The sequence below is a fragment of the Reticulibacter mediterranei genome (genome assembly GCF_016587455.1).
Map to the genome: position 1 here is coordinate 38,342 of NZ_BNJK01000001.1, position 14,506 is coordinate 52,847.

Annotated in this window: 16 protein-coding genes and 1 pseudogene; 7 read left to right on the plus strand and 10 right to left on the minus strand. The window is 51.1% G+C overall.

Going from position 1 to position 14,506, the window contains the following annotated elements; genetic code table 11:
• Positions 1 to 17: 17 nt before the first annotated feature.
• Entirely contained in the window at positions 18 to 434 is a 417-nt protein-coding gene (locus K3T83_RS00170) for a hypothetical protein (protein ID WP_220200999.1), read from the minus strand.
• 88 nt (positions 435 to 522) lie between these two features.
• Here K3T83_RS00170 and K3T83_RS00175 point away from each other — a divergent pair, with 88 nt between their 5' ends.
• On the plus strand, positions 523 to 762 hold the full coding sequence (locus K3T83_RS00175; protein ID WP_220201000.1) for a hypothetical protein: 240 nt from the start codon (positions 523 to 525) through the stop codon (positions 760 to 762).
• Between the two features lie 24 nt (positions 763 to 786).
• On the opposite strand, the gene K3T83_RS00180 is transcribed toward K3T83_RS00175, so the two are convergent.
• The 5 genes from K3T83_RS00180 to K3T83_RS00200 all read right to left on the minus strand — a co-directional run bounded on the left by K3T83_RS00180 (position 787) and on the right by K3T83_RS00200 (position 4,598).
• Positions 787 to 1,053 (minus strand): hypothetical protein, encoded by a 267-nt coding sequence (locus K3T83_RS00180; RefSeq protein ID WP_220201001.1) that lies wholly within the window; start codon positions 1,051 to 1,053, stop codon positions 787 to 789.
• A gap of 487 nt (positions 1,054 to 1,540) precedes the next feature.
• On the minus strand, positions 1,541 to 1,918 hold the full coding sequence (locus K3T83_RS00185) for a hypothetical protein (RefSeq protein WP_220201002.1): 378 nt from the start codon (positions 1,916 to 1,918) through the stop codon (positions 1,541 to 1,543).
• A 13-nt stretch (positions 1,919 to 1,931) separates the two neighbouring features.
• Positions 1,932 to 2,243 (minus strand): hypothetical protein, encoded by a 312-nt coding sequence (locus K3T83_RS00190; protein ID WP_220201003.1) that lies wholly within the window; start codon positions 2,241 to 2,243, stop codon positions 1,932 to 1,934.
• A gap of 258 nt (positions 2,244 to 2,501) precedes the next feature.
• Positions 2,502 to 3,344: an alpha/beta fold hydrolase gene (locus K3T83_RS00195; protein ID WP_220201004.1), complete on the minus strand. Its 843-nt coding sequence runs from the start codon at positions 3,342 to 3,344 to the stop codon at positions 2,502 to 2,504.
• Between the two features lie 3 nt (positions 3,345 to 3,347).
• Entirely contained in the window at positions 3,348 to 4,598 is a 1,251-nt protein-coding gene (locus K3T83_RS00200; RefSeq protein ID WP_236064756.1) for an MFS transporter, read from the minus strand.
• Positions 4,599 to 4,736: 138 nt separating this feature from the next.
• Between K3T83_RS00200 and K3T83_RS00205 the strand changes: the two are divergent.
• From K3T83_RS00205 to K3T83_RS00220, 4 genes and pseudogenes are all read left to right on the plus strand, one after another.
• Positions 4,737 to 5,279: pseudogene (locus tag K3T83_RS00205) on the plus strand (outer membrane protein assembly factor BamB family protein); the annotation flags it as partial.
• 107 nt (positions 5,280 to 5,386) lie between these two features.
• The gene (locus K3T83_RS00210; protein ID WP_220201006.1) at positions 5,387 to 5,551 is read left to right on the plus strand and encodes a hypothetical protein; all 165 of its coding nucleotides are present in this window, start codon (positions 5,387 to 5,389) and stop codon (positions 5,549 to 5,551) included.
• 74 nt (positions 5,552 to 5,625) lie between these two features.
• Positions 5,626 to 5,910: a hypothetical protein gene (locus tag K3T83_RS00215; protein ID WP_220201007.1), complete on the plus strand. Its 285-nt coding sequence runs from the start codon at positions 5,626 to 5,628 to the stop codon at positions 5,908 to 5,910.
• Positions 5,911 to 7,115: 1,205 nt separating this feature from the next.
• Entirely contained in the window at positions 7,116 to 7,805 is a 690-nt protein-coding gene (locus tag K3T83_RS00220) for a hypothetical protein (RefSeq protein ID WP_220201008.1), read from the plus strand.
• Positions 7,806 to 8,581: 776 nt separating this feature from the next.
• Here K3T83_RS00220 and K3T83_RS00225 read toward each other — a convergent pair.
• The gene (locus K3T83_RS00225) at positions 8,582 to 8,962 is read right to left on the minus strand and encodes a hypothetical protein (protein ID WP_220201009.1); all 381 of its coding nucleotides are present in this window, start codon (positions 8,960 to 8,962) and stop codon (positions 8,582 to 8,584) included.
• A 169-nt stretch (positions 8,963 to 9,131) separates the two neighbouring features.
• Between K3T83_RS00225 and K3T83_RS00230 the strand changes: the two genes are divergently transcribed.
• The gene (locus tag K3T83_RS00230) at positions 9,132 to 9,575 is read left to right on the plus strand and encodes a ClbS/DfsB family four-helix bundle protein (protein ID WP_220201010.1); all 444 of its coding nucleotides are present in this window, start codon (positions 9,132 to 9,134) and stop codon (positions 9,573 to 9,575) included.
• Between the two features lie 50 nt (positions 9,576 to 9,625).
• Here the strand turns inward: K3T83_RS00230 and K3T83_RS00235 are convergent, their stop codons facing one another.
• The 3 genes from K3T83_RS00235 to K3T83_RS00245 all read right to left on the minus strand — a co-directional run bounded on the left by K3T83_RS00235 (position 9,626) and on the right by K3T83_RS00245 (position 13,642).
• Complete coding sequence (locus K3T83_RS00235; RefSeq protein ID WP_220201011.1) at positions 9,626 to 10,447, minus strand: DUF6585 family protein; 822 nt, start codon at positions 10,445 to 10,447, stop codon at positions 9,626 to 9,628.
• Between the two features lie 123 nt (positions 10,448 to 10,570).
• A complete protein-coding gene (locus tag K3T83_RS00240; RefSeq protein WP_220201012.1) occupies positions 10,571 to 12,349 on the minus strand; it encodes a S53 family peptidase in 1,779 nt (592 codons plus the stop codon).
• Between the two features lie 87 nt (positions 12,350 to 12,436).
• Positions 12,437 to 13,642, minus strand: a complete 1,206-nt coding sequence (locus K3T83_RS00245) for an FHA domain-containing protein (RefSeq protein ID WP_220201013.1) — start codon at positions 13,640 to 13,642, stop codon at positions 12,437 to 12,439.
• Positions 13,643 to 13,962: 320 nt separating this feature from the next.
• Between K3T83_RS00245 and K3T83_RS00250 the strand changes: the two genes are divergently transcribed.
• Entirely contained in the window at positions 13,963 to 14,496 is a 534-nt protein-coding gene (locus K3T83_RS00250; RefSeq protein WP_220201014.1) for a redoxin domain-containing protein, read from the plus strand.
• Positions 14,497 to 14,506: the final 10 nt, after the last annotated feature.

A 14,506-nucleotide genomic window follows, 5' to 3' on the forward strand; every position in this document is an offset into this window, starting at 1 on the left:
ACTGGACTTAACCCGTTTCAAAAGAGCCACGAAATAAAGACAGAGCCGGGAGTTGACTGGTTTTGACGAAGGGAGCGTGTGAGGGCAATGCGACTCACAACGTTGCCTGTGAACGTAGCCACGATGAGGGCTTGAATCCTGGCTCGTAGAGAGTCGGCTCTGCTTAGTTGTCGTGCCACGCACGCGGCAGGGTGGACATCGACCCAGGCGGTCACTCCAGAAAAACAGCAGGAAGAGCACAGAGAGCGCAAAGCGATCAGCATGAAGCAAGAGGGATGCTCAGGAGTGCTCCCTATCGCTGCGTACGTGCTCTCGACCCGTTCTGTCACCAGCCCTCTTGTGCGACTTCCCACCTGTTGCAAGTGGCGAGATGCTCTCGATCTTGATGATGAGAAATGTTGAGATGGTGTTTTGATGAGGGACATGCGTGTCATCTGACTCGCCCCGAAATAGTTCATTACGTGGTTGAGACGACGAAGGAACTGGCTGAGCTGCTTGGGATTTCCCTCGTTGAAGAGAGAGGTGAGAGCGAAGACTGAGCCGAGAGCGAGGAGCGCGTCTCATGCGTTTCTCGCTACGTCCGGTTTGATGGTTTCCAATGGAGGGCAGAACCATCTCGCAATGCTCAAACCGATTCCCTCTCTCTTTGTCGCTCAGTCGCGAAAATCGTCACTGTCACTACATGCCTGGCTCGGCACTCATGATATGCTTGTCAATTACAATCGCTCAGCCGCGAAACAGGTCATTGCCACAACAGCGTGACCCGGAGGGCTATTTGAGAGAGCGTTACCGTTCCAATCGCTCAAACGCGAAGCTAGGTATTGCCACTGAGCTTGTCAGGCACAACAGAAGATGACCTGTTAGTTCCAATCGCTCAGTCGCGAAGCCGCCCATTGCCACTATCCATCGGTCAAGAGATTCCAGCAACTTTGCTACTTTCAATCGCTCAGTCGCGAAACCGCCCATTGCTACCCCTCGCGCTGCGACCCAGCCAAGAAAGCCGGTGGAGAAGGCGTGTTGCGAGAGGCTCGTTTTCAGAAGCAAGTAGACCACATTTCTTGGGCACCTTTTTGGCTGGTCTCTCACTCCATCGGCTCCGAAGGCCGTGCGAGAGGTGCTGCTCAACTTCTGCAGCCCAGCCTCTCGCGCCTGGATCATGTTGGCTGTTCTTGTGGCTTCGAGAAGCAGAGAGCAGGAAGCAGCGAAACCAGGACAGACAAATCCAAATCATCTCACTCGTACCGATCCCTATCTGGTCGCTCTCTCACCGTATTGCACGGAGAAAAGGCAAATGTCGGGCAGCAATGGCGGTAGCACAGAGTCTCTTGGTCATTATCTCTCATATCTTGAAGAAAAAGAAGCCCTATGAGGAACTTCAATGTGCCCGAAGCAGGCCCAGAACCAGTTCACAAGAGCGTTCATCTCGCTGCATATCTGGTGGGATATTCCACGCAGAGCCGTTTTCAGCTTGCGATCAGCTTCAAACCCTGGACGAGACGCTTCTCGCAAGATATGGAACTGACACACCTGATGGGACACATCAGGCCAGAGCTGTTCGACCGCGCGCAATTCGCTCTCTTGCGCATCGGTAATGGTCCCCAACACTTTCACCCCTAGTGTCGTCACAGGAATGAGCAAGGCTTTCATGTCCTCCGTCTGGTGAAGACTGCACATTGTCAGCCACCAGAATACGGCCTGTGAGCGCATCTCGAACCAGATAAATGGTCTCGTTGCCTCGATCCGGCTGGATACCATCAATCGAGACAATAATCCCTCCATTCTCCTGCACCTGCGCAAGCCATTGCTGATCGGCTTTTGCCTCGCTTGCAGCTTTCAGTAAGGTGCAGTAAGCGTCGAACAGATAGAGGATCTCACGACGTGAGATCGAGACCCCTAATGCTTTAAGACGCTCTTGCATCTCTTGGTGGACTTCATCGACTGTCTGACGCTTTCCCAGATGCAATTGACCTGCCAGCACTACGATATCTAATCCATAGGTGAAACCCGGCAAGGCGAGTGCGTCTGCTTCTGCGCTGCGGTAGATGCGATGCGCGTCCTGGACATGCTTGGTCAGGGCAGCGATAGCCTGCGTGGATTAGCTTGATGATGGCTTGCAAGGTCACCACCGTTCGTCGTGAGAGCGTCATGGCTTGATGCAACGTGCGGTGACAAACGGCGCACTCATGCTCAATAGGGTGATACCAACGTCGGATCACGCTTGGATAGCTTTTCGCTCTTTTCATCGGGCCGGCTCCTTCCAGTCGCACCTGCACATGTTCTTGCGATCTCTTCAGTTTACCGCCCGCTGTCCAACGTCAGTTTTGCCCTGACGGAAAAAAAGCAGTTGCCATCTTTTCGCATCAAGCACCGTAAAAATTCATTTTATTGAAAAACATCGGCATGAGTATCCGATTGGTGTGATGTGTCGTGTCTTACAGCGGTCTTCACAAAAGTTGAACCTTTCCTGTAAGCTTCATTTGGAGAGGCAATCTCAGGAAATTTCACCTATCATCATCATCTTCCCTCTGCATGGACTCTCGCACCCGGTCGAGCCATTCACCGACCAACACCTGAAAGAGGTGATGTTGCTCAATATGCGCATTGTGGCCCGCGCGATCCAGAACAGCGAAGGTTCCACGAGGATAGTTCTCCAAAATGCGCCAGGCATCCCGATAGCCTGTGACCTGATCCTGCCTTCCTGCAAGGATCACAACCGGTTTGGAGAAAGGTTGTGGAAGGACATCAACATCAAAGGTGTAACTATAGCGCTGACTGATTCTCTGGAGAAAAGCTTCATCAGCAATGCTCATTCCTGAGAGAATCTCGTCTCGAAAACGCTGCCAGTTCTCTTCATTCTGCACCACAGCCAGCGAGCTGTATTCCTCCGCATCAGCCGGGACTAGCTCAGCCAGTAAGCGGGCATTTTCGACGATCACTGTGCGTGGCGGGAGATCCCGCTGGCTCCGATCTCCGAAAATAACCGGACAAATAAGGGCCATTCCAGCAACTTGATCGAATTTGCGCCTGAGCACTCCCCGGCTGAGATATCCTCCATAGGAGGTTCCTGCAATCAGAAACGAGTGTCCGGGGATGACCGCGTCGATAAAGTCTACGACGACATCAAGCAGATCATCGGTGCTCTTGATGTGTTCGTTGCTTGGCGTCTGCCCCATGCCAGGCAAATCCAGATAGATCCGTTGCCAGCCTGATCGCTGCACAAAGAGAGGCTCCATACAGCCTTTCATCACACGATGATCGGGCATATATCCATGGATCAGAAGGATTGGCAGACCAGATCCACAGGATTCGTAATACACAGGGACATTTCGGGCCAGACATTTCATACTTTACAAAGCCCTTTCAGCCTCTTTTCTTGCCATACATTTGCTGTTGATGATGTACACCGCCAAAGCAGCAGCCAACATGAGCGAGCCGACACTGCACACGCCGTTCCACCCGGCGAGACTCCATCCCCATGTCCCCAGGAAAGAGCCAAGTGCGCCGCCGATAAAGCCAGTTACCATATAGACGGTATTGAGGCGATTGCGTGCGTCAGGATTGAGGCTGTAGATGCGCGTTTGATTGGAAACATGGACAGCTTGTGTGCCGAGGTCCAGCAGAATCACGCCGAGGATCAAGCCCCACAGCCAGTATCCGATCAGCCACATGCAGAAAAACGAGAGCAGCACGATCAGCAGCGCGATCCCTGTGGCAGAACGGACAGGGAAACGATCAGCCAGCCTGCCGACAATGGAGGCTGAGAGTGCCCCCACAACGCCTACCAGGCCGAACAGCCCGGCGACTGCGCTGCCATAATGGTATGGTGGCGTTTGCAGAAAGAACGTCAAAGTGACCCAGAAAGCGCTAAAGGCACCAAATGACAGCGCATAAAAGATTCCAGCCTCACGCAAGACCAGCTCCGTGCGAAGCAGGCTTCCGAGCGAGCGCAGGAGTTGCCCATAGCTCATCGTTGAGCGCTGCCGATCCGCTGGCAAGAAGAAACGCAGGACAAGGGCCAGTACGATCATGAGAACGGCAGCGCTCCAATAGACCGCTCGCCAGCCGAAGAGCGCCCCAATCATGCCGCTGACCACACGTGCCAGCAGAATCCCAATGAGCAGGCCACTCATCACCGTCCCGACGACTCGCCCACGCTCAAAAGGAGCTGCCTGGCTGGCTGCAAGAGGCACAAGGAGCTGCGGGACAACGGTGGCGAACCCTAAGATAAACCCAGCGGTCGAGAGCACCGAGATGGTTGGCGAAGTCGCAACCAGGAGGAGGGCAAGCGTCACGACAACGAGCAGGCTCACGATCAGGGTGCGGCGAGGATAGCGATCTCCTAAAGGCACCACCAAGAGCAGGCCAGACGCAAAGCCAAGCTGCATGAGCGTAGCCACTCCCCCGATCTGGTTCACCGAGAGACGAAAACTCTGCCCCATCAGGGCCAGGAGGGGTTGGACATAGTAGAGATTGGCGATTGAGAAAGCACAGGCGACCGCCATCATCCAGACCAGGCGGCGGTCAAGCGGTGCAGGGAGAACCTGGGCCGTTTCGGTTTCCAAAACGACCAGGGTCCGGGACTCATGACCATTTTCCACGTGACATGGACCTTTCTTGCAAAACCGGGCTCAAACGGCCCGCTTCTTTGCTTCAGTTTACCACAAACATGCCGTCCCTCGTTCCGGGAAGGAAGCCGGGCATGAAACCGAGCCAATCTATAAGGAGGTCGCACGCTCTGGCACCATCCCTTGCCCGCCTTCGAGATGAGCTTGCCTGCCATGCTGCTGGTCGAGAAGCACCTTTATGTGGCAGCAGGTTCCGTCTATGCCCTTGACAAAGAGACGGGCAGGCAGCTTTGGCAACGGCAGATCCCCCTCGTGACCGTGCTCTTTACCCAGGAGCAGATTGCCACCTCGCTTTTTTGGAAGGAGGGACGCCTCTATGTCGAGACGGACGCGCAACGGCTGCTGCGGCTTGATCCACAGACGGGAACCATCCTCTGGGAATATGCAGAAGCAGAAGCAGAGATCTCTCCCGCCTTCTCAGAGCGAGGCGACGTGATCTATGTGCTCACCCGCCAACAGATCGGCACCTCCGCCTATGAGGTGACAGCGCTGAGTGCGGAAAAGCGCCGTCTGCTCTGGCAACAGCGCTTCGTGCTCCCTGCCCAGTGGGACCATATGCAGGCTCCCACCGTGCAAGAGGAATTGCTGCTCGTGCCCCTGGGAGAGGTCGTCATGGTGCTACGCACGACCGATGGACACCGGCTTGCGACCTGAAACTGTTGAGACAAGAGGAGATGAGCGGGCAGCACATTTTTGCACTGTCCTCCAGAGAGCAGAATAAGAGCCACAGAATATCCAATGAGAAAAGGAGTGCATGATCTATGAAAACAGATGTGAGCGATCTCTTTGCTCAGGCCGCCTATGAAGCCCGCCGCCAGGCACTCATCACCGGAGCCTATCCCAAGCAAGGGCTAGGAAAAACAGCCTTTTGCAATGGCTTCAAACAAATCATTTTTCCCTCTCTGTTTACTCATTGCACTTCTTGAGCCAATCGAGAGGCTACGCTCAAGAGGTGTACAACACATGCCTCTCGCAATTGCTGAAAGGAGGTGATTTTTATATGCCCATGAAGCAAGGAAAAAGTACGTCCCGTGCTCTACAAGGTTCTCTCACCTATCAGAAGCATTTGGATACCATGACGACTGGAGAGGGCATTGCATGGCTGATCGGGATGAAAGAACGCTTAGAGCGAAAACATCAGCGAGAACGAGTCTACCTAGACCGTCAGGCGAGACGTGGCGTGTCTACACCTACAGATGAAGTCTATGAACAAGATCAGGTATTAGAAACAGAATTGCTAGCACTGCTTGATGGACTCATCAAACAGTTTGAGGGTGCGGAGTAAGTATACCGCGCCCATTAAAATACATGGAGGTGTGCGATTGGATATATTCAGTGACACCTATTGTCATACTTGCCCTATTTTGAGGGGTTTTCTTGCGACACAAGAGACTGTTATTGTGCTAATGATGTCGAACCTTCAGTGCAATTTTTGACCTGAAGGTTCGACACAATCGCCCTCAGCCTGGTCTTTTCGTTCGATGACTCAGGTCATTTACCAGGATGAGATTGGCATGAGCAGACGAGAAGATTCTGATGCATCCTGCCCTGGTGACTGGCGACAAGGCGAGTTACTATTTCCTGATACAATTCAATCCATAATTAGACAAATCGCCTGGCGCACCGGCTGTATCCAAAACAGTATCTTGACTATTAGCAATACCAGGGATCAGGTAGCAAAATGACAAATTTGTACTGAAGCACTTTAAACCATAATTGTTCAAACGCTCTTGTAGTACCGAGTCTGTTACCAGGCTTGTATCCAGACCTACATTCGCGTCACCCTTCAGAGCTACAAAGCAGGACCCTGGTTCTGGTTGGCTGACAGAGGGAGGGAGAGTGGGAGTAGTCACAATAGGCACATCTGCACTACAATTCAGGGTTGATTGGCATGATACCTGGCTTGAGTCTGCTTTAACCGCATAAAAGGCTCCACTGAGGGCAAAGAGCATTGTTATCCCAAGTAGTACGATCATTATTCTGCCCCACTTGAGAGCTTGAAGCTTCTTTTGCATAGAAATTCCTTTCAGAAAGCTTACATTCCCTGAATCTATCTACCTGATCTTTTTGGCAGTGAAGCTGATAATCGATCAGAAATGGTGTATGGTTATCCCCGTTTCCAAACATTATCAGACATCGTAAGATTTAATAAATGTATTCCAGGGAAATATACAAGAAAAATCTCTCTATTGGCTATGTTTCATCAGTAACTATGATCAACTATATAGCAGGAAAACTATTTTACGCGAGGGATATAGGGAAAGTTTTGGAATTTGGAATAAGGAAGGAATTTTCACCAGTTTTCTATCCTATTCATTTACCTGACATCTATTGTCATCAATGTCGGACACGAACGCAGTGTGAGCCAGTCGCAAAGAAAAATGAAGCTGGTGAGATCACGGTAAAAGTGTTGTGTTGTTCCTGTCAACAAGCAGGTGAAAGTACACTGGCTTTTGATGAATTGTTGGGTAACGTAAACATGCGTTGCAGATGAAGCCCTTACTGGATGAGATGACAGTCTACTATCAAGGCAATGTAGCTTCGCGTATCGGGATAGGAACGCTGTGCAGACGTGAAAGTGAAGTGGAGATAGGCGAGATTGTACAAGCCGTCCTTGAGGTGCTTCCCTACGCTCATCTGCACTTGTGGGGGGTCAAAAAGAATGGTCTTCGTCATCTCTTCCAGACCTTAGAGGTCTCCTTGTTGCGCAAGATCAAAAGTTCGGACTCAGCGGCATGGCATGACATGTTTAAAGGCAATGGCAAACGCTTGCACGCCATTGCAGCGAAAGAGGGGATGAACCGGCAGGAGTACACGATCAAGAAGAAACTTCCCGCTTATATTGCTGGCATGGAGAGAGTCACCAATCAAAGCTATAGGCTCACGGGTGTTCCTGATACCACGTGGATACACACATTGGTTGGGAGCTATGGCTATACCTTGCGGCTTCGCAGCAAACAAGGACGGACCTATGCTTATGCCGTCAAAAAACAGGGACAACGGCTTAAAGAAGTCTACCTTTCCTCTCTTTTCGACATCAGTCTGCCCATCCATCGTATTACTCACAGCTTCACCTCTTCTCAATTATCAATACATTTATACATATATACAAGAACACGTTTTTATGCCGTATTTTCCTACTACTATAATATAAAACGTGAATTTTTGCATTCTTTATAGTTATGAGAGGCCATAAATCTGTACATCTGGGAATACAATGCAACAGATTCACTCGTGGCCCTCAAGGAGAGGCAATCTCTGCCATCATCTCTTTTCCATTCCATCGCTGCTCAGTTGATGCTCATGAAACTTCTTTTGCTCCTCCACTGAAGACTGCTTTTTGAATGGAACCTGGCCTTTGTTCCGGGTTCCTTCCTCGCATCCCGTCCACCCACCCGGCACCCGAAACACGTCCAGGTGCCGACGCATGTTGCCTCTCCTGCCCACCCTGACCATCCACACCACCACCGCAGTCGATCAACACGCATCGGACTGGTCCTCTCCGCCCAGAAATGTGTTCTCACCCCATCGTGAAGCAGGAGAGGCAGGAAAAGGCCCAAAAATAAAAAAAGCGCCTGAAAGCAAAGGGGTGGGAGCCAGCAAGCGTTCTACCTCCCACCAACACGTCGGACCTTTCAGATCCTACGACTCCTTTGCTCTTTCAGGCTCTTCTCCGGTGCGTCGTTTCTCCTCTCTGCTTGGCCTGTTGCCTCCTTTCGGCCAAAACACGAGAATCAACACAATTACATTCCCTCCAATGAGAACAAAACCGAACAATATATGATCAAGATTGTGTTCTCTGAGAAACGTTTGCGTGGTGAGAATATCTATGATGATTTGAATGACCAGAAATATTCTCCACGCTCCATATAACGAGAGGATGTGTCAGGAGCGTAAAGCAACGCTTTTTCATAGATTCTCCTCATTCCTCCGTCTGCTCTCGATGAGAAGCAGGATTATTCATCGCGACGAAAGCGTCCATCCCAGCGTCGTGCTTGGCTTTCCCGCCAAGCATTCATCCGGGGACTTTTGCTTGCAAGCCAAGCGCGTCCAACGACACCACCTCCCAGCGCAATGGCAGCGAGACCGCCGCTCCATCCACGCAGGAGCCAGTCCCATCCCACTGCCAGCGTGACCGTACTGACATTCAGACAGAAGGAAAAGACTCCTGCATAGAAGCCCCATCGCACCAGTTGGATGATTATGGTATTGACTGGATGGGGAGAAGATCTTTTCCGCTGAGAAAAGGGGAACCATAGGTACAAGACGCAGAATAGCACGCCAAACAACACGAAGACCATGCAGCCTGTAAAGAGAGGGAACAATTGTGGGTTCATAACACCTCACCTTTTCTTCCTATCTTGTGGGAGCTTGCCGGAGTTGCTCCCGAAAAACTGCTTTCTTTGAACTCTTCGCTCATGTCTCGGACAACAGTTGCTTGACTGTTGCAGAGACACGCAAGTACCTCTCTGAACCAGGGAGATCCCAGAGAGCACAACGCTGCCAATGCGCTACGCAGCGTTCAATGCGCTCCTCTCTTCGCTCAGTGAGGCTCAGTTGACCGCGCCCGGCGTCAATGGTAACTGGTCGGTTAAAGACAATATTGCGCATCTTAGTGGCTGGCAGCGGAGACAGATTGCACGCAACGAAGCGGTCTTTCAGGGCATTGAGATACCCAATCCCACACCCGGCATGAGCGTGGACGAGATCAACGAAATGCTCTATCAACAAAACAAAGATCGCTCCCTCCCTGATGTGCTGAACGAATTTCATGAGACCGCGCGCCGCGTTCGAGAGGACGTTGAGCGCCTGACTGATGAGCAACTGAACACGCCGATCGCATGGCTCAACGGCCACACACTTGCTGAGTACATCGAGGGCAATAGCTACGGACATTACGAAGAGCATACAGAGATCATTCAGCACTGGCTTGCTCGTCAATCGTCATAACTGGTATATTTGTGAAATCTTGGGAGATGCCCAAATATGAGAGAGGCGGTTCACTCAGAATCTCTCTTTTTATTGGGTACAGCTGTTTTGATCTGTTCTACCAATGCCTGCAATATGAAGACATTTGGAATAGTGCTCATCAGGATACGCTCGTTTGAGTAAGACGCCTGCCCCTGTTTCTTCCAGTGGATATGCAGAAAACCAGTGACAGGCCGTATATAATGTAGTTCAGACCAGGCTACAAGTTTCTGCCCATTCTGAAGGCTGATGCCCTGAATACTGACTGCAATTTCGCCAAACTGTACAACCTGGCCTGTGTTATAGGTTGCTAATAAGCGTGGCAGCAGATAGCCGGTCATTCTTTGTTTCAGATCTTTGCCGAGCTGCTTGAATTTACCAAATGCTTTATCAATGATGATTTCGCTGCCATCAGCTCGACGCAAGGCATATGTATCGAGGGTATAGCGAGAGGCATACCAGGTCGATGCCATGAAGCTCCTTCTGGAGTGCATCCATATTTCACTAATCTCATCCCAGCGTGCTGCCTCCACTGAATTGGCGGCAATACGCATCAGGCCCTCAGTACAGATATAAATGCTGGTCCCTCTATTGCGTTGCGCCACCGAGATGCGTGAGATGGCATAGGACAGCATGATCACGCCGAAGAGAAACAGCACAAGCGTCGTGCTGCTAAAGCCACTGAAGATGGTGGCCATGCATAAAATACCCAGAAGAGCAAGTAGCATATTGCGGAATATGATGCTTCCAGTCGCACTCTTATATTGCGAGACCACTGAACCTAGACGATACGTTGTCGCTAACGTCGCGGGATTACTCTCTCCTGGCTGTACAGGTGCTTGTTGTTGGGCCATTGTGCGTCCTTTCTTCATAGATTGTAGGAGTGCGGTTCACAAGCCAGCTTTCCAGGCCATTGTAGAGGGGCAACCGGCTTGTGAACACGCTCCTATTCCGATTCTGGAGTTCCCAATAAATTCTTATTGTTGTTTGGAGAGTGCAACCAGGACGCTCATGAAATCCATCAGATTGGGAGTGCCCAGGCCGGTTGCATCATCCCATCCTCTGGTGGCCTGGTAATACAGATTCGATCCCTGCGTTACGTCGTAATAGGGAGTTTTGTCCCGGGCGTTATTCGCCACATCATAGAAGATCTCTGGCCCATTGAAGTAGGTCTGGGCTTGCGCTATAGTCCCCTGGTTGACCTGCGCCATACCTGAAGCCCAGATAGGAGCTGCTGCGCTGGTACCGCCAGTCTCAACCCACTGACCCTGGATATAAACTGGGATCTCAATTGCCCATGCCGAGACATCGGGTACCTGGCGCATCCCATGAGCATATTTGTTGTCTACACCATCCGCCTTCTGCCAGTCCGGGTGCTGATAAATTGAACTTACGCCGCCACCGCTCCCCCACGCATTGCCACACTTCGATTTATTAGATGAGTCAGACCAGACGATCTCACTTGCGCGCTTGCCATTCTGGTCTACACGTACTCTCGTTCCACCAACCGACACGCCCCACGGGCTTGTGCCAGGATAATCTACATTCGGCGTCCCGTATTGTTCAGTATCAAAGGCTCCACAATCGGCGCTGGCAACAAAGATTGTCATATGTTCCGCATCGGTCAAAATCTGCATGCTCTGGTCAATCGCAGCACGCTCGCTCTCGGTAAAACTCCCCTCATAGGTGCCGTAGCTGGTACTGACCACGCTTCCATCTGGTCCATTCTTCTCGTTATCCTTGATAATCTGGCGCAAAATATCATTGAAATGCTCCCAGACATCGCTCATGGTGCTGCCATAGGTGCTCTGGTAATCGCGGATGTTGGCGGCGGGTGCAAATGCCTGAATCATCTCGATATCCAGCAGCGCCTCCGGCTCCGCTCCTTGATCCGCCTGGCTGTTTGGATCAGGCCCTCCATCAACATCTATCACTTTCATCGAGTTCTTCGCATTGAAGCATTTAGCACTTACCTGGAAGTCCTGTTGATTTATCGGGCCTAATTCCAGAAGATTGATCGTCATGCCCTCACCATGCCAGCCCTTGTTCCAGAACTGCTGGTAGCCATAAGAACTGGCAACGGCTTGCGCTGTCTGACCAGCAACCGCGCAATCATCTTGCGGATTCGCGCCGTTGAGCGCGCGACCTCTTACATGCGGCTTCGGCGCAGCGGTATAGTTATCGAGACCTGTGATTGCCAGCACGCTGGGAGCAATAAATGTTGGAATTTTGGGATCGCTGGTTGGTGCATAGAATGTACGCCCGTTGAGTTGATGTTCCACAAACGTCGTCTGAAAGGCCAGCGCCATCGTTTTCGCTTTTCCATCAACGGTGAGATATGTATGTAATCCGTCAAGAGTGAGCTTGGCATCCGTTATACCAAACATCTGCTTGAGCTTTTGATAGGTAGCATCGCTGATTCCCAGTTGATTGGCCTGAGATTCCAGATCCTGGCTCTTTCCCGAATTCTTCAGTTTATTCATCGTCTGTTGATTCAGCTTGAAGGTGATTGCCACATGCATCGGGGTATCGTCAGGCAATGGTCCCTTTACTGGCGCATTCATTGCTGCGGCGGGCAGATTCAGTTTGAAGGTCGTGAAGTTGCCCAGGGCCGAAGTCGTTGGCGTTGGAGTGGGAACTGCCGTCTGATCGCTGCCACCACAACCGGCCAGCACGAGCCATATCGCCAGCAACCCTACCATTCCTGCCGATATCTTGCGATGAACGCGTAAGGACACTCCATCTATGATATCCATGCTATACATCCTCCGTGCACAGGTAGCCTGCCTCAGGTCAGGTCACCTGTTTGTTATTTTTATTGGTGTATTGCTCTTTCCTGAAGATTATTTGTGCTCCTGTTCGGTATTGATCTTCCAGGTTCCATTCTCATTGGCAAGCGTCTCATCATAGGAAGTCTGGGGCCCTTTAAAGGCCATCGTAACCATCCCTTTGCCCGCCGCATCATCTACATTGCTGAAGGTGCAACCGTCGGGTTTTCCATCAGGGAACGAAGCTGCAAACTTTGCTTCGCTCTGCTGGCTCTGATAAGAACTGGAGAACTGGTTATACGCGGCCTGGAAATCTCCCTGTTTAAGGGCACTGCAATATTGGTACAGCGTGTACGATGGAGTCGAACGCACCTTCTGATAATTGATTTTCCAGCTATTGTTATCCTGCACCACCTTATCGTCTTCCAAGAGCTTGAGGCCGCTGGTCAATGTATAGGTAATAACGCCGGTTCCCGCCGTATCATCCACGCTGCTCACTGCGCAATCGCTTATGCTATTACCCAGAGCTTTCATAGTATCTACTGAGGTCTGTGATTTTGTCCCGCTACTATAAAAGCCATATGCAGTATTCGCATCTTTTGCCTTAAGCGCCGCACAATATGCCTGGAAAGTCTGAGTAGGAGTGCTGCTGGGACCCTTGCCTGCAACTGCTACAAAGACAATGATAATGACCAGTAACCCACCTACCACACTCAAAGCAATCCAGAGTCCCCGGCGACTCTTCTTTTTTGGCACAGACGATCCATAGGGATCAATGCTGTAACCGCTAGTCGGTGGTGGCGGCGCGGCTGGTGTAGAGGCTACTGGCGGTGGTGGCGTCGTCGAAGATGGTAAGGAGTAAGCAGAGTTGCTCCCGGCTGCGGATGAACCGTAAACTGTTGGCGATATGCCACCAGGACTACCTGACGCCATAACGGTCGGTGGCACGCCGGAGTTGCCTGGTGAAGCATAAATGGTTGGTGGTACACCAGAACTGCTTCTCGTTTCATAAGTAAGTTGTGCCGAACCTATCGTGATGGTATCCCCATTTTGCAGTATCTGCGGCACCTGAGGATAGAGGCGTTGCCCATTGACAAGCGTACTCGTGCCGCTTCCCAGGTCAATAATGCTATGTCCCTGCCCCTCTGGGCGAATTTCTGCATGATGCGTACCCACGCCAGCATCGCTGAGCACCAGTTGATTGTCAGGAGTGGCCCCAATAGAGATTATCCCCGCCCCCAGAATCGTGCTCCCGCCAGGACTGTGTAGCATTGCTTCCATAATTTGCTCCTTATTCAATGATTGCAGGGTTCGTATGATGATGTACTCAACTGCTCACAAGTCTAAGGCATCGCAAGCAAGAGCACATCCCTAATGCTGAGGATTTCTTATGATAACTTCATCTTTTTCCCCATCCCTAAAACAGAGGAGCAGGTTGTTTTTTCTCTCATGATCTCTGACTGGAAAATCCTCAACACTGGGGATGTGCTTCATCCTTCTATTGCCGTACACTCCAAACGGAGCGCCCCCCTGGGAACACTCTTGTTACAAGCCCAAGCCCGGTAGTTGTTTCAATCAAAATGGTATCAGGAGAAAAATTTATGCATGAAAGGTGGGGAGAAGCATTTGCGCAACAGGAGCAACTTACCGTAATCGGGGAAAAATTACAGACGGGAGTCTGTGCGCCTGACTTTACCCTCGACTACGTCGATCTGCTCGATATGGCCGTTCATTGCGTACAACTGGCTGATACCACTGGAACTATACGGATTCTCTCTGTCATCAATTCGCTGGATAGGGCCATTTGCCGCCAACAAACACGGCGCTGGGAAGCTCTATGTCTTTCATCGTTGTCGCCCGATGTCTGTCTCTACACCATCAGTATGGATTCGCCACAGATGCATTTCAATTGGCAAGGAGCAGAAACAATATTTCATCAAACACTCTCCGCCCATAATCATGAGCAGTTCGGGCGCGACTACGGTCTCCTGCTCAAAGAGTGGCATCTGCTGCAACGCGCTGTTCTTGTCATTGATCGCAATGACCGTATCGCTTATGCGGAGTATGTGGCTGACCAATATAGCGAACCTGATTACGACACGGCCCTGCACGTTATTTTGCAGATACAACAATAATCTATCCAAC